At 49.0% G+C, this 21,314-nt stretch carries 21 protein-coding genes and 1 pseudogene; 10 read left to right on the forward strand and 12 right to left on the reverse strand.

What is annotated here, in order from left to right; translation table 11 throughout:
* Together HZB31_02465 and rpiB are read right to left on the reverse strand one after the other, a co-directional pair.
* The coding region (locus HZB31_02465; GenBank protein MBI5846803.1) for a serine hydroxymethyltransferase at nucleotides 1–154 on the reverse strand (154 nt) is incomplete at its 3' end.
* Complete coding sequence (gene rpiB / locus HZB31_02470) at nucleotides 144–602, reverse strand: ribose 5-phosphate isomerase B (GenBank protein ID MBI5846804.1); 459 nt, start codon at nucleotides 600–602, stop codon at nucleotides 144–146. The genes rpiB and HZB31_02465, both read right to left, overlap by 11 nt.
* A gap of 143 nt (nucleotides 603–745) precedes the next feature.
* Between rpiB and trxB the strand changes: the two genes are divergently transcribed.
* From trxB to HZB31_02500, 6 genes are all read left to right on the forward strand, one after another.
* Nucleotides 746–2,359 carry a thioredoxin-disulfide reductase gene (trxB, locus tag HZB31_02475; protein ID MBI5846805.1) on the forward strand — a complete coding sequence of 538 codons (1,614 nt, stop codon included), beginning with the start codon at nucleotides 746–748 and terminating at the stop codon, nucleotides 2,357–2,359.
* Nucleotides 2,360–2,395: 36 nt separating this feature from the next.
* Entirely contained in the window at nucleotides 2,396–2,575 is a 180-nt protein-coding gene (locus HZB31_02480) for a hypothetical protein (GenBank protein MBI5846806.1), read from the forward strand.
* 126 nt (nucleotides 2,576–2,701) lie between these two features.
* Complete coding sequence (locus tag HZB31_02485) at nucleotides 2,702–3,178, forward strand: hypothetical protein (GenBank protein MBI5846807.1); 477 nt, start codon at nucleotides 2,702–2,704, stop codon at nucleotides 3,176–3,178.
* Nucleotides 3,179–4,363 carry a PLP-dependent aminotransferase family protein gene (locus tag HZB31_02490; protein MBI5846808.1) on the forward strand — a complete coding sequence of 395 codons (1,185 nt, stop codon included), beginning with the start codon at nucleotides 3,179–3,181 and terminating at the stop codon, nucleotides 4,361–4,363.
* Nucleotides 4,364–4,375: 12 nt separating this feature from the next.
* The gene (locus HZB31_02495) at nucleotides 4,376–4,777 is read left to right on the forward strand and encodes a hypothetical protein (GenBank protein MBI5846809.1); all 402 of its coding nucleotides are present in this window, start codon (nucleotides 4,376–4,378) and stop codon (nucleotides 4,775–4,777) included.
* Nucleotides 4,778–5,099: 322 nt separating this feature from the next.
* Complete coding sequence (locus tag HZB31_02500) at nucleotides 5,100–6,152, forward strand: twin-arginine translocation signal domain-containing protein (GenBank protein MBI5846810.1); 1,053 nt, start codon at nucleotides 5,100–5,102, stop codon at nucleotides 6,150–6,152.
* Between the two features lie 63 nt (nucleotides 6,153–6,215).
* Here the strand turns inward: HZB31_02500 and HZB31_02505 are convergent, their stop codons facing one another.
* The 5 genes from HZB31_02505 to msrB are packed head-to-tail and all read right to left on the reverse strand — an operon-like array spanning nucleotide 6,216 to nucleotide 11,209.
* Nucleotides 6,216–7,472, reverse strand: coding sequence for a M48 family metallopeptidase (locus tag HZB31_02505; GenBank protein MBI5846811.1), 1,257 nt, complete (start codon nucleotides 7,470–7,472; stop codon nucleotides 6,216–6,218).
* Between the two features lie 41 nt (nucleotides 7,473–7,513).
* Nucleotides 7,514–8,269: an amino acid ABC transporter ATP-binding protein gene (locus HZB31_02510; GenBank protein ID MBI5846812.1), complete on the reverse strand. Its 756-nt coding sequence runs from the start codon at nucleotides 8,267–8,269 to the stop codon at nucleotides 7,514–7,516.
* The gene (locus tag HZB31_02515) at nucleotides 8,266–9,768 is read right to left on the reverse strand and encodes an ABC transporter permease subunit (GenBank protein MBI5846813.1); all 1,503 of its coding nucleotides are present in this window, start codon (nucleotides 9,766–9,768) and stop codon (nucleotides 8,266–8,268) included. The genes HZB31_02510 and HZB31_02515 overlap by 4 nt, the downstream gene beginning before the upstream one ends.
* A 44-nt stretch (nucleotides 9,769–9,812) precedes the next feature.
* On the reverse strand, nucleotides 9,813–10,115 hold the full coding sequence (locus HZB31_02520) for a Smr/MutS family protein (protein MBI5846814.1): 303 nt from the start codon (nucleotides 10,113–10,115) through the stop codon (nucleotides 9,813–9,815).
* Nucleotides 10,116–10,120: 5 nt separating this feature from the next.
* Entirely contained in the window at nucleotides 10,121–11,209 is a 1,089-nt protein-coding gene (msrB, locus tag HZB31_02525) for a peptide-methionine (R)-S-oxide reductase MsrB (GenBank protein MBI5846815.1), read from the reverse strand.
* Nucleotides 11,210–11,298: 89 nt separating this feature from the next.
* On the opposite strand from msrB, the gene HZB31_02530 reads away from it, so the two are divergent.
* Both HZB31_02530 and HZB31_02535 read left to right on the forward strand, forming a co-directional pair.
* Nucleotides 11,299–11,469 carry a hypothetical protein gene (locus HZB31_02530; protein ID MBI5846816.1) on the forward strand — a complete coding sequence of 57 codons (171 nt, stop codon included), beginning with the start codon at nucleotides 11,299–11,301 and terminating at the stop codon, nucleotides 11,467–11,469.
* A gap of 157 nt (nucleotides 11,470–11,626) precedes the next feature.
* Nucleotides 11,627–11,926 (forward strand): annotated as a pseudogene (locus HZB31_02535) (co-chaperone GroES).
* A 514-nt stretch (nucleotides 11,927–12,440) separates the two neighbouring features.
* Here HZB31_02535 and HZB31_02540 read toward each other — a convergent pair.
* The 4 genes from HZB31_02540 to glgP all read right to left on the reverse strand — a co-directional run bounded on the left by HZB31_02540 (nucleotide 12,441) and on the right by glgP (nucleotide 16,883).
* Entirely contained in the window at nucleotides 12,441–13,340 is a 900-nt protein-coding gene (locus HZB31_02540; GenBank protein ID MBI5846817.1) for a hypothetical protein, read from the reverse strand.
* A 165-nt stretch (nucleotides 13,341–13,505) separates the two neighbouring features.
* The gene (locus HZB31_02545) at nucleotides 13,506–13,682 is read right to left on the reverse strand and encodes a hypothetical protein (protein MBI5846818.1); all 177 of its coding nucleotides are present in this window, start codon (nucleotides 13,680–13,682) and stop codon (nucleotides 13,506–13,508) included.
* 147 nt (nucleotides 13,683–13,829) lie between these two features.
* Nucleotides 13,830–14,297, reverse strand: coding sequence for a HEAT repeat domain-containing protein (locus HZB31_02550; GenBank protein MBI5846819.1), 468 nt, complete (start codon nucleotides 14,295–14,297; stop codon nucleotides 13,830–13,832).
* A gap of 36 nt (nucleotides 14,298–14,333) precedes the next feature.
* Nucleotides 14,334–16,883, reverse strand: a complete 2,550-nt coding sequence (gene glgP, locus HZB31_02555; protein ID MBI5846820.1) for an alpha-glucan family phosphorylase — start codon at nucleotides 16,881–16,883, stop codon at nucleotides 14,334–14,336.
* A 282-nt stretch (nucleotides 16,884–17,165) separates the two neighbouring features.
* Between glgP and HZB31_02560 the strand changes: the two genes are divergently transcribed.
* Together HZB31_02560 and cysQ are read left to right on the forward strand one after the other, a co-directional pair.
* The gene (locus HZB31_02560; protein MBI5846821.1) at nucleotides 17,166–17,756 is read left to right on the forward strand and encodes a rhodanese-like domain-containing protein; all 591 of its coding nucleotides are present in this window, start codon (nucleotides 17,166–17,168) and stop codon (nucleotides 17,754–17,756) included.
* Between the two features lie 668 nt (nucleotides 17,757–18,424).
* A complete protein-coding gene (cysQ, locus tag HZB31_02565; protein ID MBI5846822.1) occupies nucleotides 18,425–19,234 on the forward strand; it encodes a 3'(2'),5'-bisphosphate nucleotidase CysQ in 810 nt (269 codons plus the stop codon).
* A 71-nt stretch (nucleotides 19,235–19,305) separates the two neighbouring features.
* Here the strand turns inward: cysQ and typA are convergent, their stop codons facing one another.
* Entirely contained in the window at nucleotides 19,306–21,120 is a 1,815-nt protein-coding gene (gene typA / locus HZB31_02570; GenBank protein ID MBI5846823.1) for a translational GTPase TypA, read from the reverse strand.
* Nucleotides 21,121–21,314 lie beyond the last annotated feature (194 nt).

The following is a 21,314-nucleotide window of genomic DNA, read 5'->3' on the forward strand; positions in this document are numbered from 1 at the left end:
TATTCGTAAAGATCGATCCCTGTGCCTCAAGCACTGCCCGGCTTGCATAATTTTCCGAGGCTATAAGAACAATCTTCTGATGCTCCCTGTTCTTTTCCTTCTCTATAGCATCAAAAACTTCGGGGTCGCTGGTTTTCAGGCTTTCATTTATCATTGCTGTTTAAGGTTTCCTCTATTTTCTTGATTTTATTCAGTCGTCTCATATGCCGCTCACCTTCGAAGGCTGTGCTCAGCCATGTCCGCACGATCTCCGAAGCCAGGTCTTTGCCGATAATCCTGCCGCCAAGGACAAGGACATTGGCATCATTATGGAGCCGGCTCATTTTCGCGCTAAAAAGGTCATTACAGAGCGCTGCCCTGACATTCGGGAACTTATTCGCCACCATGGACATACCCAAGCCAGTGCCACAGATCAAAACACCCATTTCAACTTCGCCGGCAGAAACCATATGTGAGACCTTTTCACCAAAATCCGGGTAGTCCACAGATTCCGTATTGTAGGTGCCGCAGTCAACAATATCATGATTGAGCTCATTCAAAAGCTCAAGAACATTCTCTTTGAGGCCAAAGCCTGCATGGTCCGATCCGATTGCTATTTTCATTGAATTGTTATCTTATCCGAGATGGGAATTTCAAGTCAATAAAGGGTATACTCAAAAATTATCTCGTTTTATCGCCCGATATTTTGATCTTTTTTTCAGGTAAACTAGAAGCAAAACAACTGCTTGTATCTTCAGGACATGAAATGACAACAAATAAGGATACTTTTATTCCGGAAGGCTCGAAAAAACTCCTTCAGAAGGAGTTGCAGCATATGGATAAGCCGGTAACCGTGGTTGCCGTGCTGTCAGAAGAACAAAACAAATCATTTAATGAATTCTGCAGAAAGCTCCTGAAGGAACTCTCTGCCCTGTCGGACAAGATCAGGCCTGTTATTGTGACACCGGACAGTGACATTGCAAAAAAATATCATGTAACCCGGACACCTACTCTCCTGATCGAGCCTGAGCGTTACGCCATAAGGCTCACCGGCGCCCCGGCAGGAGAAGAGGCCCGCACCTTTCTGATCGCGCTTCTCATGGCCTCTACAGGCAAGACCGTTCTCTCTGATGCATCAAAAAAACGCCTTTCTGAACTGAAAGATAATCGCAATTTAAAGGTCTTTGTGAGCCCCACCTGTCCCTATTGCCCCCTTCAGGTAATTCTCGCGATCTGCGCTGCCATAGAAAGAGAAGACCTGATCAGCACCGAGATCATTGAGATCTATGAGAACAAAGACCTCGCAACAGAGTTCAACGCCTTCTCCGTTCCCCAAACATTTGTGAACGACCAACCTGTTGGCATAGGCCTGCAGCCTGAAGAGGTCTTTGTCGAGGAAGTGCTGACAGCAGCACCTATTGAGGTCAAGCCTTTTGAAGGCAGCGGCACCATAGAGAAAGATCTCGCAATCGTCGGTGCCGGTCCTGCCGGTCTGACTGCTGCCATCTACGCTGAACGGAGCGGACTGCATGCTGTTGTCATTGAAAAGGGCAATATCGGCGGTCAGGTTGCCATAACCCCCCTGGTAGAGAACTATCCCGGCTTCACCCGAATCGGCGGCAAGACACTCATGGACATGATGGCACAGCAGGCAATCCAATATACTGACATTCACCAGGGCGAAGAGGTCCTCGAACTTCAGCGAAAGGGTGATTTCTTTGAAATCAGGACAAACAGCGCAGCCTACAGCGTAAAGGCCATCCTAATTGCTGCCGGCGCAGAATCCAGAAAACTGGACGTTCCAGGAGAGAAAGAGTTTCAGGGCCGCGGCGTCAGTTACTGCGCGTCCTGTGACGGGTATTTCTTCAAGGACGGCAAGAAGGTCTTCGTTGTCGGGGGCGGCAACACAGCAGCCACAGAAGCCCTCTATTTAAAGAATATCGGCGTTGATGTCACCATTGTTCACAGGAGGGACAAACTGAGGGCAGAGAAATTCCTGCAGGACAGTCTTGCCGCAAACAATATCCCCACTATCTTCAACAGTACCGTGCATGAGATCAGGGGAGATAAGTTCGCAAAAGATGTTGTCCTTGAAAATACGATCGACGGCTCAAGGCGCATCGTTCCGATAGACGGTCTGTTCATCGCCATAGGCTATGTCCCCAATAGCGGCCTGGCCAGGAAGCTCAACATCAAGATGGATGACGAAGGCTATATTAAAATAGACAAGGCGCACAGGACCAATATTCCGGGAGTGTACGCTGCTGGTGATATTACCGGAGGATTCAAACAGATCGTCACTGCAGTGGGGCAGGGGGCGACAGCTGCATCGACGATATTTGACGATCTTACGACTCCCTCAGAAAAATGGTATTCATAGTATAATAATCTATCTTAATATATTGGAGGACTTGTAATGAAGATCGAACTTGAAGGAACACTTTTGAAAATGACCCCTGAAAATCCCAGGGAAAAAGAAGAGCTTAACCAGCTCTGGTCCATCATCATCGACTGCGTAAAGGAGAATAAAAAACTGGTTCCTGTTGGCCAGTACATCCCGGGCATGAAAGAGGTAGCTACCTTTAATATCGAGTAACTGATTCCCGGTGGATGCATCAGAAGGCAGACCACGTTCATAAACCCGGTGATTCATGGCGGGGGAGAGGTCAACCTCTTTCTGCGCCTGTCCGGGAACCGCACATAATAAGACAGGAGGGCCGCAATGGGTTACAGCATAGCACTATTGGGGGATAAGGAAGGATTCGACAAACGTCTTCTTTTCCATTCCTCTCTGGATGAGACAGAAATACGAAGCAGATTCGATGCATTCAAGGCAACATGCTCTGGCGTAGCCAGGGAACATCTTCCTTTCCGTTGCCCTGTAAAAAAAGTCGAGGGGGAAGGAGTGTTCGAACTCGTTCTCGACGAGCGCAACCTCAGCTATAATTTTGACACACTCATGCAGTTTCTGGCGGAGCTCGTCACGGCAGGGAAAATAAAGGCAGCAAAGGTGATGGACGGAGGAAGATTCGGGGCAAGCGCCTATGTGGTCACTCCGGGCATCTCGATGAAATTTGACTTTTTCCCTGCTAACGACATGATGACCAGAATTCAGAATGGCCAGCTTGCCTTCATGGATGCAATGAAGAACAGCAGCGGCATCACAGTCCGGCAGTATCTTGAGAAATTGAACGATTAAGTGGGCAATATATTCGCAGACAGAATCTCTGATGTGCCGAGGTCCTTTATCAGGGAAATCCTGAAACTGGCTGTGGACGAGTCTGTCATTTCTTTTGCCGGCGGCCTGCCAAACCGCGATCTGTTTCCTCTTGAAGAAATAAAGAAAGCAACAAACAAGCTCCTGGAAGCCTCAGGCAAGGACGTTCTGCAGTACAGTTCTTCTGAGGGTTTTATCGAACTGAGAGAGTGGATCGCAGACCGGTACCGGTCAAAACAGATCCATGTTCATCCTGATCATATCCTCATCACCTCAGGTTCGCAGCAGGGCATGGACCTCCTCGGCAAGACACTCCTGAACGACGGGGACAATGTCATTATTGAAGAACCCGGGTACCTCGGCGCGATCCAGGCATTTTCGATCTACAAATCAACCTTTCACCCGGTGCCGGTGAATGAAGAAGGAATAGAGCTCGATCCATTTCATGAGATTGTATCGAACCATTATGTAAAAATGTTCTACTGCGTGCCGAACTTTCAGAACCCTTCAGGCATAAGCTATTCTGAAGAGAATCGAAAAGGTGTCACGCATATACTCAAGGGCAAACGGACGATCCTTGTTGAAGATGACCCTTATGGAGAACTGCGTTTCCTCGGGAAAGAGAAACCATCGTTCTATCAGCTCATGCCCGAAAATACGGTGCTCCTCGGCTCATTTTCGAAGACGGTGGTCCCGTCCTTCCGCATAGGATGGATCGTTGCAAACAATGAGATCATGGAAAAACTGGTGATCGCCAAGCAGGCCTCTGACCTGCATACCAACTATTTTGGTCAGCGGATCATTCACCAGTATCTGAAGGACAATGATATAGACGAACATATCAGCAGGATCAGGCATGCGTATGGAAAGCAGAGGGACGCCATGGTAGGGGCGATACAGGAATATTTTCCGGCTGAGATCGCCTATACCCATCCGGAGGGAGGCATGTTCCTCTGGGTCACGCTTCCCCTGGGCATGTCTGCGATGCAGGTCTTCAAAGAAGCGGTCAGACAGAAGGTGGCCTTTGTACCGGGAGATCCCTTTTATGTAAACAGGAAGGACGTCACCACCCTCCGCCTCAACTACTCAAGCGTTGATGAGGAGACGATCAGGATTGGCATCAACCGCCTCGGCAATGTGCTGAAGACCATGATCGCTGCAAAGTAGATCGTTGCATTAATGAGAGCGAAAACAACAAATCTGCAAACACGTCTTTACCTCATCAGCGGCATCATCCTGCTCGTTGGTCTGAGCAGTTCCCTATGGATCTATCTGACTGCCGGAAATGATTCGCAGAGCGTTTTAGGCTATGAAATCGTGGGCGGGAATGCCTATCTCGTTACACCGGAAAATTCCAAAAAGTATGTACATGATTTAAAGCTCATGGGCGGGAATGCGGCTGTGTTTGCAGATGAAATCAGTCGCTGGTTTATCGGGTTGTGGCACGGCGAAGCGCTCGCAGTCACAGTAGCCTGCATTGCCGTCTTCATATCCCTTGGATGTTTCTTTGCGGCCAGGACCTCGCCACCCGGACAAGAACCTGATGCCCCGGCTGAACACAAACCGGTTGAGAACAAATAATCATAGTCTTAAAGATTATTTTTTGTTCTTCCTGAACTCAACATCATTAGAATACCCCAGAACCGCCTCATGTCCTTCCCCTGCTCCCACCCCCTAAGGCTCGTGCCATAGGAATTCGATAGAATAAATGCCGCTATCGATCCTGAGCGTCAAGATCTGATTATGGGCTTGTCACCTTACGGGAACTTGACGTTGACGGTGTAGGGCTTAACTGCTACGGTTAGACATAAGCAAGCGCTCCCCACAAAATAAGCTTTTCGACAGGAGGAGACGAAAGGCAGCCTGATTTTAGGGAAAATGAACAGCACTATGGAGGTGCACTATGGATGTTGACAGTGGATTAAACCGAAGGGATTTTCTGAAGTACGCAGCAGCGACAGGAGTTCTGGTTGCTGCCGGCGAGGCATTGAACCCCGGCGCAATGGCAGAGGCTGCCACAGGTTTCACCGAAGTAGATAAATTGACAATCTGGATCCTGGCAGACAACTATTATGACACGAATGAGCCGGAGAGCAACAATATCACAAAGCGCTACCGCTCAGTGGCTGGGAAATCGATGAGCGCGCAACACGGCCTTTCCTATTATATCGAGACGGTTGTCGGCGGGAAGACAAGCTCCTGTATGTTCGATTTCGGACTTGACCCCGCAAGCGTGCTGAACAATATTGCATTGCTGGGGCTTGATATTGGAAAGACAAACGCCTTCAGCCTGAGCCACGGCCATTACGACCACTATACAGGCGCGATCAGTATCCTCAAGCAGAACCAGTCCAAGATTGCTGCGGGAACGCCATTTTATGTGGGCGAGGAGGCCTTTGCCCGGAGATACACGCTGCGCCCCGGAGCAACAGAACCTACAGACATCGGGCAGCTGAGCAAAGAAGATCTCGAAGCCCTGGGAGTAAAGGTTGTGGAGACAAAAACCCCGACTCAAATCATTCCCGGCGCATACGTCAGCGGAAAAATAGAGAGGATCACGAGCTATGAGAAAGTGCCTGCGTCTCAGCAAGTGAAGCGCGGCGACAAGATCGAATCCGATATTTTTCCGGGTGAGCAGGCTGTTTTCTTTAACGTAAAGGGGAAAGGCCTGGTCGTTCTTTCCGGGTGTTCGCATTGCGGAATCGTTAACACAGTCAAACATGCGCAGAAGGTCTCCGCAACGGAGAAGGTACACGCGATAATGGGAGGGTTCCATCTTATTGTTGCGAAACCTGAACTTATTCAGAGCACTGTTGCGGATATCAAGGCAATGAAGCCCGACCATATCGTGGGGACCCACTGTACAGGGTTCAGGGCGATGATGGCTTTGAGCAAAGAAATGCCCGACGCTTTCACCATCAATACCTCGGGAACAAAATATACCTTTGGTGCATAGGCGTTAGGCCATAACAGACAGGGGGAAGTGACATTTCACTTCCCCCTGTGAAGTACTCTTCTTTTACGATCTTTCCCTTGCCATTTCATGGATCTTCTTCACCCTTTCGACAACCGGAGGATGAGAATAGTAAAATGCAGCGTATAACGGATGGGGATGGAGATTCGAGAGATTGTCCTTCGAGAGTTTGATCAGAGATGTGGCAAGAGCATCCGGCTTTGGCGCAATCTCAACTGCAAACCTGTCAGCCTCGCGCTCATGTTTACGGGAAAACGCGCTAAATAATGGCGTAAAGGGAAAAGAGACAATACTAAAGACAAAGCTAAGGATCACCAGTTCAGCAAAAAAAGTGTTCCCTTTGATGCCGAATATCTCCGCAAGAATACCTGCCTTAAGAACCCTGAAGGCAATATACGCACCAGCCAAGGAAAGCGTTTCGAAGACAACAAGCATCTTCAGCACATGCTTTTTCTTCCAGTGTCCCCCTTCATGGGCCAGCACTGCAAGGACCTCGTCCTCATCCATCTTGTTCAGGAGCGTGTCGTACAAAACGATCCTTTTTGTCTTGCCGATGCCGGTGAAATACGCGTTCGTGTGATGGCTGCGCTTTGAGGCATCGATCTTAAAGACGCGGCTGATCCTGATGCCGGTCTTCTGCATCATCGCCTTTATCCTCTCCTCGAGGGTATCGCCCTCAAGCGGGGTGAATTTATTGAAGAGCGGTTCGATCACATACGGAGAGATATACATCATGAATATGCTGAAGACAAAAAAGAAGGACCAGACATAAAGCCACCAGAGCTCAGGGCTCTTCTGTATGATCCAGAGCCCGCAGACCAGAACAATGCCCATAAGCACGGTCGAGATGAGCGTTGACTTGATAAGGTCCGTGATCCAAAGCTTCACGGTCATGGTGTTAAAGCCGTATCTGTTCTCTATTTTAAACGTGTTGTACAGGCTGAAGGGGATCGAGAGCAGGGAGCCGGCATAACTCAGAATCAGAAAAAAGAGTATGCCCTGGATAATGAAGAAAGCGGAAAGAGAGGATATCCATGAGGAGTACAGCGCAAGCAGACCTCCATAGATAAAGACAAGGGTGATGATGTTGCTGATCACGGATTCGACAAGGCCGATGGTGTTATGCTCGATCGTGTACGCATGGGACTTCTTCAACAGCGCCTCGTCAATATATCCCTCAAAACCGGGGGGTATCGCAAGGCCTTTCTCTTTCATATATCTGATATTGATATAGTCAAGCCAATAGTCCGCAGACTGGATCAGGACATAGGCAGCAAGAATGAGATACGCGGTTGTCTGCATGGGAACTATTATACCAGTCTGCTGGCAGTAATAGAGCGGGGCTAGATCTTCAGCACCCGGCTGAGAAAGGTCTTTGTGCGTTCTGCTTTCGGATTGGCAAAGATCTCTTCAGGTGCGCCGATCTCAACGATCTCGCCCTTATCAAATACCACGATCCTGTCAGCGACCTCGCGTGCAAAACCCATTTCATGCGTTGCAATGATCGTTGTCATGCCCTCGTTCACCAGACCCTTTATGACCCCAAGCACTTCGCCGACCATTTCAGGGTCAAGGGAGGATGTAGGCTCATCAAATAGCATTGCCTCTGGCTTCATCGCAAGGGCCCTCGCAATTGCAACCCGCTGCTGTTCACCACCCGAGAGCTGATCAGGATAGCTGTTTATCTTTGATTCAAGATTTATTCTCCGCAGAAGCGATACTGCCTGCTCAGTGGCCGCTTCTTTGTTCACACTGAGAACGCTCATGGGAGCCTCGATAATATTTTCAAGCACAGTCATATGAGGGAAAAGATTGAACTGCTGAAAAACCATGCCGACCTTGAGCCGTATCCGGCGTATTGCCTCAAGGTCTTCCCTGGAAGGCCTCACCCTGTTGATCGAATGCAGCTCAAGGGAATCGACCAGGATCTCGCCCTTCTCGAAATATTCGAGGCCATTGATACATCTCAGGAACGTGCTCTTGCCGCTGCCTGAGGGGCCGATACAGACAACCACCTCACCCTTGTTGATCTCAAGGTTAATACCCCTGAAGAGCTGTTGCTCGCCAAAGGCCTTATGCAGATCCCTGACCGTGATCATCTGCGTTTCCCCTTCAGCTTCTCTTCAAGACTGCGCGCAAAAAGGGAAAGCGGATAGCTCATCGCAAAATAAAGGACGGCAACGATCAACCCGAGTTCAAAGAATCTTAGGGTCGATGCAGCAAGTATGGTATAGGTCTTCGTGAGCTCGACCATCGCAATGATAGAGACCAAAGAAGAGTCTTTAAAAAGCGCAATAAAATCGTTCGTCACACCCGGCAGTGCTATCCTGAAGGCCTGGGGCAGTATGACCCTCTGCAAGGCCATGCCCTGCGTCATGCCGAGCGACAGCGCTGCCTCCATCTGTCCTTTTGGAATTGCACTGATACCTGCCCTGTACAGCTCCGCCTCATATGCGGCATAGTTCATGCCGAGCCCAAGGAATGCGGCAGCAAAAGGACTGAGGGAAATGCCGATATTCGGCAACCCGTAATAGAGGATATACAGCTGGATAAGGAGCGGCGTTCCGCGATAGACCTCAATATACGCAGTAGCGAGATTGCTGAAGGGCGGCCTGCTGTACAGTCTCACAACCGTCAGCAGAAGCCCAAGGCATATCGCCAGTGCCATGGCTGTTGCCGAGATGAAAATCGTAAGACCGGCTCCCTTCAGAAGCATGGGGAAGAAGGTATGGACCGGTGCCTTCTTGCTCTCCTCAAGTCCGCTGCTGCCTGATGAATCCTGCAGGTTCTTATACAGTTTTTCCTGCGTCGCGTTCCAGAGGTCCCACTTTTCGTATATCTTTTTAAGTTCACCAGATGTGAGGAGTTTTGCGAGGATATCATTGATGGCCTTCTGGAGATCAGCATCGCCCTTGCGCACGGCAATGGCATAAAACCCCTCGCCCATTGGCGCTCCGGCATATTTCAGTTTCGGATTCGGCTTGCCATAGTACGCAGCGATCGGAAGGTCAAGAAGCACCGCATCGATCCTGCCGATCGCAAGGTCCTCGTACGGCTCGACCTGACCGGGATAGATCTTTACGTCAACGCTGCCGATCTTTGTCAGGATATCCTGCGCAACCGTGCCTGAAAGGGTCCCGACCTTCCTGCCCTTCAGATCATCCATGGTCTGGATGGCTGTCTCTTCCTTTCTGACAACGAGCTGCTCAGTATAGATATAGTAGGGGACCGAGAAGAGCACTTCCTGCTCTCTCTGGGGCGTGATCTCGATGCCGTTCATCGCAATATCATAATCGCCCCTCTGCAGACCGGGGACAAGACTGTCCCATGCATTCTGGGACTGCTTTGCCTTTACGCCCAACTCACGGGCAATGGCATCGGCAATATCGACCTCAAATCCGATCAGTTTTGAAGGGTCCCTGGGGTCAGGGAAGATATAAGGAGCGCCGCCTTCTGCATCAGAGCCCCAGAGCAGGTACCCGCGCTTTTTTATCTCATCGAGAGCAGCCGGCTTTGACTGGGACGGCACAGCCCAATAAAGCAGCAGCCCAAGACCCAGGAGCAAAGATAGTATTCTGATATAACTCCTCACATTCATCCTCTCCGGATAAGGTATATCAAAGGCTCCTGATGGGTCAAGACTCAATAAAACGGATCTGACTTCAAGCTGACGAGTGTCGCACCCCATGAGCCTGCAGTTTCGTCAGCGAGCTTAAATGATGCGACCAATGGCATTCTTTTTAGTATGGCATGCACGGTTTCACGCAGCGCACCAGTGCCCTTGCCGTGTATGACCCGCACCTCAAAGATTCCCTTCATCCAGCATTCATGCAGGTAGTCAGGAAGCAGGTCTTTTACCTCACCAGGATGAAATGAGTGGAGATCAAGAACTCCGGAGATCGGGATCTCAACGGGTCCAAACTCTGCGATATTTTCTTCTTCCATGAAGACTATTTCTCAAAGAGCTTCTTGTACTGCCCGTAGCCTTCTTTTTCAAGATCTTCCTTTGGGATAAAGCGGAGAGCAGCCGAGTTCATGCAATATCTGAGGCCGGTCGGTTTGGGGCCGTCGTTAAAAACATGGCCGAGATGCGAATCACCCTGTTTGGACCTCACCTCTGTCCGTGTCGTAAACCAGCTTCTATCCGTCTTCTCAACGATATTCGATGGATCAAGTGGCCGGGTAAAGCTGGGCCAGCCGGTCCCTGAATCATACTTGTCAATTGAGCTGAAAAGCGGCTCGCCCGAGACAATATCAACATAGATGCCCACTCTTTTGTTGTTTGCATATTCGTTATTGAAAGCTGGTTCCGTTCCTTCCTCCTGAGTCACCTTGTACTGCATCGGGGTCAGCTTTTTTTTCAATTCCTCTTTTGATGGCTTCACAAAGGTTTTCACTTGCTGCGTCGCTGTCGGTATCTCAGCCTTTCCCTTCCATGTCTTTTCAAGAAACTGGTCTCTCCCAGAATTATAACGGTAGAATTTATATTTGATGGCGCTCTTCTTATAATAGTCCTGATGATATTCCTCTGCACGATAAAATGTTGTCGCAGGCAGGATCTCCGTAACAATGGGCTTGCTGAATATGCCTGATCTGGCAAGTTTTTGTTTTGATGCTTCTGCTATCTTTCTCTGCTCGTCCGTATGATAGAAGATCGCAGACCGATATTGGCCGCCTCTGTCTACAAACTGACCGGCGGGGTCTGTCGGATCAATATTCCTCCAGAAAACCTCAAGGATCTTTTCATACGCCACGACCGAAGGATCATAGGTTACCTCAATCGATTCCAGATGGCCGGTCTTGCCCGAAGATACCTCTTCATAGGTGGGGCTTTTCTTATGCCCCCCGGTATAGCCCGAGACAACATCTTTGACTCCCGAGAGTTTTTCAAATGGCGGTTCCATACACCAGAAACAGCCTCCGGCCAAAGTCGCTTTTTCCAGGGTTATTGCAGTAGTCTTGTTTGTCTCGGCACTTGTCATGATAACGCTCCCGGCCAGCAATAGTAGTAACATTGATATCGTTGCAGTTGCTTTCATGGCTTCATCATATCCCTTCATAATGAAGAAAATATGAAAGATCGGTGATCTTCCGTTTTTATATCTCCCGCCCGATTGCGGATATCCATATGTTCATTATACCTCGATTTCTAACGACCATCGCTTCACTTGAGCATTATTCTCTGCCTGATACGATTGAATACGGATACACCGCAAGGCGTGAATACGGGGAAATGGATAAGAGCAGCTTCATCTCCAAGGCTCTGTTGTCCGATTATTGCCCTGCTCTCCATGAATGATGATCAGGCTTCTCAAGTCGGTCTATCATTGCCGCAGAGACTGCTCACCATATTTCATCTATGCTAATTATTTTTTTGCAGACGCGCCATCTGCTGGTCAGCCAAAGGCTTCTTACAGTATAATGAACCAATACCATTTTTGCAGGAGGTATCTGACATGGGGGTTAGACCGCTTCATGATTGGGTCCTAATCAAAAGAAGTGACCCGGAGGAAAAGACCAGCGGCGGCATCATCATTCCTGATGCTGCCAGGAGCAAACCGACTGAAGGCATTATTGAAGCCATCGGTACCGGAAAATTCGAAAAGAAAAAGGGCGAGAAGGAAAAAAAGTTTGTCCCTACCGTGCTGAAGCCAGGTCAGCGCGTCATGTTCATTGATTACATGGCAAAAGAGATCGTAGTCGACGGCCAGGATATTACACTTATCCAGGAGGACAATATCCTCGGCGTTCTCGAAAGTTTTGGTCCTCTCTCAGTCAAGAAACCATTTCATGTTGAAATCAAAAAAGAGCACCCGCCTATGGTCCAGGCTGAAAAAACCAAGGCAGAGCCGAAGAAACCATTCGAGGCTGAAGTAACGTTCAGAAAGGCAGCAACAACAGGCAAGACAAAAAAACAGGTTAAGGCAGACGTTAAAACTAACACAAAAAAATCAGCCACAAAAGGAAAGGAAAAACCGATGAAGAAAACTGTAAAGAAAGCTGCTCCAAAGAAGGCTGTCGCAAAGAAAGCTGTTGTCAAGAAGGCTGCTCCGGCAAAGAAAGCTGCTCCAAAGAAGGCCGTCGTAAAAAAAGCTGTTGTCAAAAAGGCCGCTCCGGCAAAGAAAGCTGCTCCAAAGAAGGCCGTCGTAAAAAAAGCTGTTGTCAAAAAGGCCGCTCCGGCAAAGAAGACTGTCGCAAAGAAGAAATAGCACTGCTATCAGACAAGAGCTTGAAGAGGGGCAGCAGGGCACCCTGCTGCCCCTCTTCAAGTCAGTTCATGGCAGCCGTTTCCAATTCTTCAATTCTCTCTCTCTTTTCCTCATTACCTGCACTATCCCTATAGACGAGTTCATCCGTTTCCAGATCATATTCAGGGATTTTCGGATCTGCCCAATAGTTCAGAAAATACTGGTAGAAGATGCTATAAAGGCTTCCGGGATTCTGGTTATGAACAAAGACATATTCAGGCATACCTTGCACATCAAGTCCCGTGTGGTAATGGTTCACCCATAGGTAGTCCCCTGACAACGCCATCTTCAAAAACGGTACATCACAGTAAAGTTTGAGCCTGATATCTTTCTGCACTGCCTTCAGTTCCTTCAGTAAACCGATGCTGCTTCTGATCTGCTCTCTGAACTTTTCAAGGGTAATTTCAGGGTTAAGGATGCTCTTTACGCGCGTGACCGCTCCCTCCCCTGCGGGGTTGAGGAGCATGATCTTTGCTTTTCGACAGTTCTTTATGACCGCATGAAGATCTCCCCGTGGATCCGTAAAGGTCCTGAAGCCGGTCGATCCGATGACCATGATATCCCGTGCTATGCCCTGAGTCTCCTTCAGTTTTCTGCTGTTCCTGCGCGCAAAGATCCCCCTCGAAGAGGCGAAAACAAGGCCTGCATTGCGTGCAATACGCGCAAGCCGCCTGTCCCGCCAGACCCAGCCGGTATAATTGAAGAAGAGGATCAGCAGCACCGCGAGGACTATTTCGGCAAGCAGAAGGAATATTTTTTCATCCCCGATGATCTGCCAATATGCATGAAATTGACGTGAGAGGAAACTTACTGTATAGGGCAGGGAAAGTGCGATGCCAGCGCTGCTGATAATGATCGCTACATGATAAAGTATATGCGCCGGGACTTTTATAAATTCTTTGATACTTCGTGCATTAAACATGAAGACCTCCCTTTGAGTTTTTATTCTTGCGGTGAGCACGGAAAACCGGCCATTGATGCGGTCGTTATGCAGTGTATTTGTGATGAAATAATACCACAGGCAATGGCAGAGAAAAATTAAGTTGCGTTCATCTTCGCTGCAGATACGTTATGCGGCACGGACCGGCTATTTAAGCACTTCGGGCTCCCCCTCAATCGGGAAGCCCTCTTTTTTCATTGCCGCCTTTATCTTATCCAGATTGACCTTCTCATCGTCGAAAATAATAGTCATGGCAGCACTCACCATATCTTCATCCACAAAGGATATGCCGGGGATGGATTTGGCAGCATCACTGGCTGCCATGGCTGAAGAAGCTCAGGTTATCCCTGGCACCTTGGCCTTAATCTTCTGGTCTGCTGCAGAAGATATCGAAACAAGGACAACGATCAGCATAGACGCAAACAGTCTGAGTAAAATATTTTTTCTCGCTCTCGTCATATGGTTATTCCTTCACGCTTTTTGCAGCTTTTCCAAGGCTTCTTTGGCCGTATGCGCTACAATGAGGTCCGGGTCGGAGACCGCATTTTCAAGAGCCTTCTCTGCGGTCTCTCCACCGATCTGACCAAGACTTCTGGCAACATTCTTACGCACCATATAGGAAGGATCGCTCAGTGCTGCAACGAGTTCGTCAACAGCCCCATATGCACGGAGAATTCCCAATGTCTTTGCAACGCTTTTGCGCACCCATTCTTCAGGGTCCTTGAGCAGCGGCTTAATCTCAGGGACTGCTTCGGAAGCGCCGATCATGCCAAGCGCAAATGCCGCGTTATTCCTGACCGCTGCGTTGCCGTCGCGGAGCGCTTCGACAAGCGGTTTTGCCGCCCTTCTGTCCTTTGTCTTTCCCAGGGCTTCAGCTGCCTTTGCACGTTCCAGGCCGGATCCTTTTTTGAGAGAGGAAATGAGTTCATTCATATTCATTGACATCTCGCTTGCGCGTATTTGCGCTTTTCCTTTTTAAACTGCCCATTTAATCAGGCCGGGCACAAAGGGGTTCTCAAGGAGATCGTTTTTCGGCAAGATCCTTATCGAAAACCCCTGCATGCCGCTTAGCGTACAATTAATACAGCCGGAGAACTCGTATTTCCCGTCGCCCAGCTTCCTGATATCTTTAAGGCTGTCTGAGACTCCGTCAGTGATCATGCCGGTGTTATTGACAAGCCCATGAAAGACCTGCACATCAACATGATCAGGGGCAATTTCTCCGAGGTTTACGGTTGCAAGCACCGTTAGGCAATTTCCGATCATCACCTTTTCTTCGGCATCCGAACGTATGTCCTCGATCTTGATTTTCGACCATTTCCCGGCTATGTTGTCCTTGAACCCGGCAAGTGCCTTTGCATTCTCAAAGTTATTTTCTGTGATTAGTCCGAAGCGGCTCTCTGCCCTGTTGTAACATTTCTCGGTGTACTCAATAACCATTCTATTGGTATTAAAAACAGGGTAAAGACTCCTGATCGATTCCTTCATATAATGTATCCACCCGCGCGGCAATTTATCTGTTCTGGTATAGAAAAGCGGGATGACCTCCTTTTCAAGGAGGTCATAGATGGCATTGGCCTCAATATCATACTGGTAGTTGATATCAGAGTATTCATCGACCTTGCCGATCGCCCAACCGATGCCCGGCTTGAACGCTTCATCCCACCAGCCGTCAAGAATACTCATATTCAGGACTCCATTGACTGCGGCCTTCATACCGCTGGTGCCTGACGCCTCATAGAGCCTGCGCGGCGTGTTGAGCCAGACATCAACGCCCTGCACGAGATAGCGAGCAATCGCAATGTCGTAGTCCTCGAGAAACACAATGCGCTTTCTGAACTCCTCCCGCTGGGACAGATGTACAAGCTCACGGATAAGTTCCTTGCCTGGAGTGTCCTTGGGATGTGCCTTGCCGGAAAAGATGATCTGCACGGGCGTGTTCTCATTATTTAATATACGGGCAAGTCTGTCGGGGTGGCGCAGTATAAGGTCAGCTCTTTTATAGGTGGCAAATCTTCTGGCAAACCCGATGGTAAGTATCTCCGGATCGAGGACCTCTTCGGCCGTCTTGATCTCGGTGATCGGTGCGCCGCGTCTGATGAGCTGCTTTTTCAACTTCTTCCGTGCAAAAGATACCAGTCTCTCCCTTCTTCTCTCATGAGTCCTCCAGAGTTCCTCGTCCGGTATCTCATCAACATGCTCCTTTTTGTTCATGTTCTGAGGCTCCTGGATCCAATGCTCTCCCATATACCGATAGTACAGCGACTCAACATCATGAGATATCCAGGATCTGTGGTGAATGCCATTCGTGATCGATGTAATCGGAATCTCTTCCTGGGGTAATCCCGGCCATATATATCTGAAGATATTCCTTGAGACATGTCCATGGAGTTTACTTACGCCGTTGGACCGCTCAGAAAGATGGAATGCCAGCGCTGCCATCGAAAAGCCGTTATGCCGGTTATCGTAACTGTCTGAACCCAGGGCCAGGAAATCATCCCAGCTGATGCCCAGTTCCTTCGCATAGTCGAAGAAATATTTTTTCATAAGGTCCGAAGGGAACACATCGATGCCGGCCGGCACAGGTGTATGAGTGGTAAATACGCCACCGGCCCGCACAACCTCTATTGCCTGCTTAAAGGACATCTTCTGTTCCTGCATCAGAGTCCTGATGCGCTCGAGTCCCAGAAAAGCTGAATGACCCTCATTCATATGACAGACTGCCGGCATTATGCCAAGCTGTTTGAGCATCCGGATGCCGCCGATACCAAGCACCATCTCCTGCTGGATCCTCTTTTCGTTGTCGCCTCCATACAGCTCGTCAGTGATGTCATGATCCGGTCCTATATTCAGCGGGATGTTGGTATCGAGAAGAAAAAGCCTTACACGGCCCACATTCACAAGCCATGCTTTTGCATACACCTTTCTGCCTGAGAGGTCAATGGATACGACGAGATTATTGCCAGCCTGATCTTTCACCTCTTCGACAGCCATATTGTAGAAATCATTGATCGGATAGCTTTCAGCCTGCCAACCGTCATAGTTCAGGTGCTGTCTGAAATATCCGCACTGATACAGGAGTCCGACACCGATGAGGGGAATGCCGAGATCAGATGCCGATTTCAGGTGATCACCAGCAAGGATCCCGAGTCCGCCAGAATAGATCGGCAACGCCTCTGTAATGCCAAACTCAAGCGAGAAGTAAGAAATAATCGCATCCTTTTTCCCAAAATGTCTGTCATACCATTTTGGCTCCAGCATGTACCGCTCAAATTTTTCCGTTACTCTGCGATAATGGGCAAGGAATCCATCATCTTTCGACAGCTCATCGAGCCGCTCCTGACTTATCATGCCGAGGATCTTGACCGGGTTGTGGTCAGCTTCCTCCCATAGGTCATGATCCATTCTCCTGATCAGAGCCACTGCCTCATAATCCCAGCTCCAGTTGAGATTGTAGGCAAGCGTTCTCAGCTTCTCAATACTCTCAGGAATCTTTGGAATGACTCGGAAGGTCGTTACGGGTATCATAAGTCTCCTTATATTCGTCTATGGGCATTACAGAACGTATCATCATTCATAACAGAGCGCTGTCTTCCCGGATTCATCCGTTTGCGCTTGGCACATCAGCTTCTATTTTCCCTATTTTACCAATAAATTCAAGATGTTTTTTCTGTATCACTGGCAATATTTGCAGCTCTTTGCTATAGACCTGAAACGCATGACCGTAGGCCCAGCTTTCGTATTGACAAGTTAATGAGTATCGAATAAACTTAACTTATATTCACAATTTTAGGTTGGAGGTTATTTATGGTTATCAAGATGCTGCGATTATCTGTTGTGTCTTTAGTAGCGGCAATAGTTCTTTTTGGAACTGCCGGGCTGTCACTTGCAGAAAAGCCTACCGTTTTGGCTCCATGCAAGCAGTGTCATCAGTCCGAAAAAGACCTGGTAAGGGGCACGCTGGTATCGGTTTCAGAGAAGTTCAAGACCATTAATGTTCAGGTGGGCCAGAAGCTCGTATGGATCATTAAATATGGCGAAGACCTGAAGATCACCGGCGCCGACAAACTCTCATCAATCTCCAAGGATAAAGAGATTGGCATCAAGTTCACCGGAGATGAGAAGAAACCTTACGCAGTAAGCCTCTCGGTAAAGCCGCCGGCAAAGGTAGCCCCGGAAAAGCTTGTGCCTGCTGATGAACTGTCAAAACTCGTCGCAATGGGTCCTGAAAAAGGCGGCTATATGCTCATTGATTCTAGGCCGAAACCAAGGTTCAATGAGGGCCATATCCCCCATGCAATATCACTCGACAATACGAAATTCAATGAACTGAAAGACAAATTACTGCCAAAAGAGAAGGACATACTCATTATCTTCTACTGCGGCGGCGTTACCTGAAGATTGAGCCCAGAGTCTGCCCGTCGGGCAGAAGCAGCAGGCTATACCAAAGTAAAGGTTTTTCATGACGGCATGCCTGCATGGAAAAAGGCAGGAAATCTTTTAGTCTCAGAACCTTCAGCGCTTAAAGAGCTTTTGGATAAGGACATTGCTCATGTACTTATCGACCTTCGGGATGCAAGGGAAGCCCAGAATGGCTATATCCCGGGGGCAGTCTCGATTGTTCCTAAAGATCTGGCAGCAGCAAAAGATAAGTTCCCGGCTGACAAGTCGGCACCGATTATCCTCTATGCAGACAAACTTGACGAAGAAGCCTTCAGGACAGTCAGGGCATGGGGATTCGGTAATACTTCGCTGTTAAACGGCGGCATTGCTGCCTGGATAAAGGATGACGGCAAGACAGAAACAGGCAAGCTCGCTTCAACCATATCGTATCTTCCCAAGCCCCGTCCGGGTGAAATTGCAATTGAAGAATTTAAGGCGATTGCAGAACAAGGCTCTCATGATAAGCTTATTCTTGATGTCAGGGAATCTGATGAGGCGATGAACGGCATGATACTGGGAGCGGTCAATATACCGGAGAGCACCATTAAGGGCAGGCTTCAGGAACTGCCAAAGGATTCAATAGCTCATTTGCCAACGAAAAACTCTTTTCTGTTCTTCCGGAATTGCTCAGAATATCCCTGGAAGCGGGCCTGGCAATCCTCGATGTCTATAATTCCGACTTTGCGGTCGAACAAAAGGACGACAAAAGTCCTCTTACTCTGGCCGATAAGCGTTCGCACATGATCATCGCTGGTCGGCTTGCCGCCCTCCGTGACTGGCCGCTTCCCCTGCTGAGCGAAGAGGGAAGGAACATCGCTTATGATGAGAGGAAAAACTGGGATAGCTTCTGGCTTGTCGATCCTCTTGATGGTACAAAGGAATTTGTCAAACGCAATGGCGAATTCACCGTGAACATTGCATTGATTCAAAACGGATTACCTTTGCTCGGGGTAATATACATACCGGTGAAGAATATTTTCTATTACGCTGCTCAGGGGCTGGGTTCATACAAGCTCGAATCATGCGATGCTGAAATCCCGGCATCGATTGAAGGTCTGCTGAAAATATCTTTCCGCCTTCCCCTTGCCTCTCAATCTGCAGGCCACGCGTCGCCCCGATCACGTACCACTGTCATCGGCAGCCGTTCTCATATGTCGATTGAAACCGAGCAGTTCATAACCGATCTGAAGACCGGATATAATGAGGTAGTTTTTCTGGCCGCAGGGAGTTCACTGAAGTTCTGTCTCATCGCCGAAGGCAAGGCAGACGTGTATCCGCGGTTTGGCCCTACCATGGAATGGGACACTGCGGCAGGACAGGCAATTGTGGAACAGGCAGGCGGCAGGGTACTCAGGGCAGGCTCGCAGGAGCTTCTGTCCTACAATAAAGAAAATCTTCTCAATCCAAGCTTTATCGTCCAACGAAGACCGTAAGAGCCTTTCCCTCACTACCTCTGGCCTTACTGCGCGTTAGCAGAGGCCTGCTTTCGAACTATTCCTGATGATCAGGAGCCGGTGTCTTTATGACGGGGCCTTTTACCTGCCTGGAGCACCTTTTTCCTGAGTCTTATGGACTGAGGCGTTATCTCAACAAGCTCGTCTTCCTTGAGGAATTCTATCGCCTGCTCAAGGCTCATATGTTTCTGCGGTATAAGCTGAAGAGCCTCATCCGCTCCGGATGCCCGCATATTCGTCATCTTCTTTTCCTTGATAACGTTTACGTCAAGGTCATTGTCCCGGGAATTCTCGCCGATGATCATGCCTTCATATACCGGGATATTTTCCTGGACGAAAAGCGTGCCACGGGGCTGGAGATGGAAAAGAGCGTAGGTGGTTGTCTTGCCTGACCTGTCTGAAACAAGAGCGCCTGTCGTACGCTTTGATATGGGCCCCTGCCAGGGCTCGTAACCATCAAAGAGGTGGTTCAGAAGGCCTGTGCCGCGCGTGTCCGTCAGAAACTGGGAACGGAACCCGATAAGGCCGCGCGAAGGTATCCTGAACTCAACTCTGACTCTTCCATGGCCGTTATTCTGCATCTTCTGCATCCTTCCCCTACGCATGCCTGCCTGCTGGGTAACAACGCCGACATATTCCTCGGGCACATCTATCACCAGCATTTCCATCGGCTCATGCACTTTTCCGGCGATCTCTTTTGTGATGGTCTCTGGCATGGAAACGGAAAGCTCATACCCTTCCCTCCTCATCATCTCGATCAGAATCGCAAGCTGAAGCTCACCCCTGCCCATAACCCTGAATGCGTCCATGTTACTAAAATCGACCTTGATCGAAACATTATAGAGAAGCTCTTTTTCGAGTCGCTCCCGGATGTTTCTTGACGTTACATATTTTCCTTCCTTCCCTGCAAAGGGGGAAGTGTTTACCGCAAAGACCATGGATATGGTCGGTTCATCAACCGTGATGCGCGGAAGAGGCTTCGGGTTATCGATATTTGTAATGGTATCGCCGATATTTATGCCTTCGATACCTGCCAGCGCCACAATATCGCCCACTGAGGCCTCTTTGATATCAACACGGTCAAGGCCCTGAAAACCATAGAGCTGTGTCACTTTTGTCTTGACGGTCTCTCCGTCACTGTTAACAACAGCCACCCATTCTCCAACCTTTACGGTGCCGGAAAAGACCCTTGCGATCGCAAGCCTGCCGACATAGTCGTTATAGTCGATGTTCGTAACCAAAAGCTGAAGCACGCCGTTTTCGTCTCCCTCAGGAGCGGGAATTGTGTTCAATATAAGATCAAAAAGCGGTTTCAGGTCTACATTTTCTTCGTTGAGGTCAAGCTTTGCCGTGCCCAGCTTTGCGTTGGTGTAAGCAATAGGGAAATCGAGCTGGTCCTCGGTTGCATCGAGGTCGATAAAGAGATCGTAGACCTCGTTCAGCACATCCTGAATGCGGGCATCAGGCCTGTCTATCTTGTTGACCACGATTATCGGCGGGAGGTTCAGTTCAAGCGCCTTCTTCAGCACAAACCGCGTCTGGGGCAGCGGACCTTCTGAGGCGTCAACAAGGAGAAGAACGCCATCAACCATCTTGAGTGTCCGCTCAACTTCGCCGCCAAAATCAGCATGGCCCGGGGTGTCGATGATATTGATCCTCGTGCCCTGATAGTCCACGGCGGTATTTTTTGCCATGATCGTAATACCACGCTCGCGCTCCAGATCAATATTGTCCATGACCCTGTCCTGCACCCTCTCGTTCTCACGAAAGGTACCGGACTGCCTGAGCATGCCGTCAACCAGCGTAGTCTTGCCATGGTCAACGTGGGCTATAATTGCTATGTTTCTCAAATTCTCGCGTTTCATTGATACCTCATTTTGTTTGAATTATCTCCATGGCCGTAAACGGGCAAAACTATTGCATAGAAGTGCATTTCCGGGATTTACCGCCAGGAGTGACTACAGACTCTTAGTTTACTGGGCTTGACAGGGAAAAAGCAACCGAACAATACATAATTAGCGCCAGAGTCAAGGAACTTGCCCTAATCCGAATCCGATTG

Source organism: Nitrospirota bacterium (assembly GCA_016235245.1).
Lineage (GTDB): Bacteria > Nitrospirota > Thermodesulfovibrionia > Thermodesulfovibrionales > UBA6898 > UBA6898.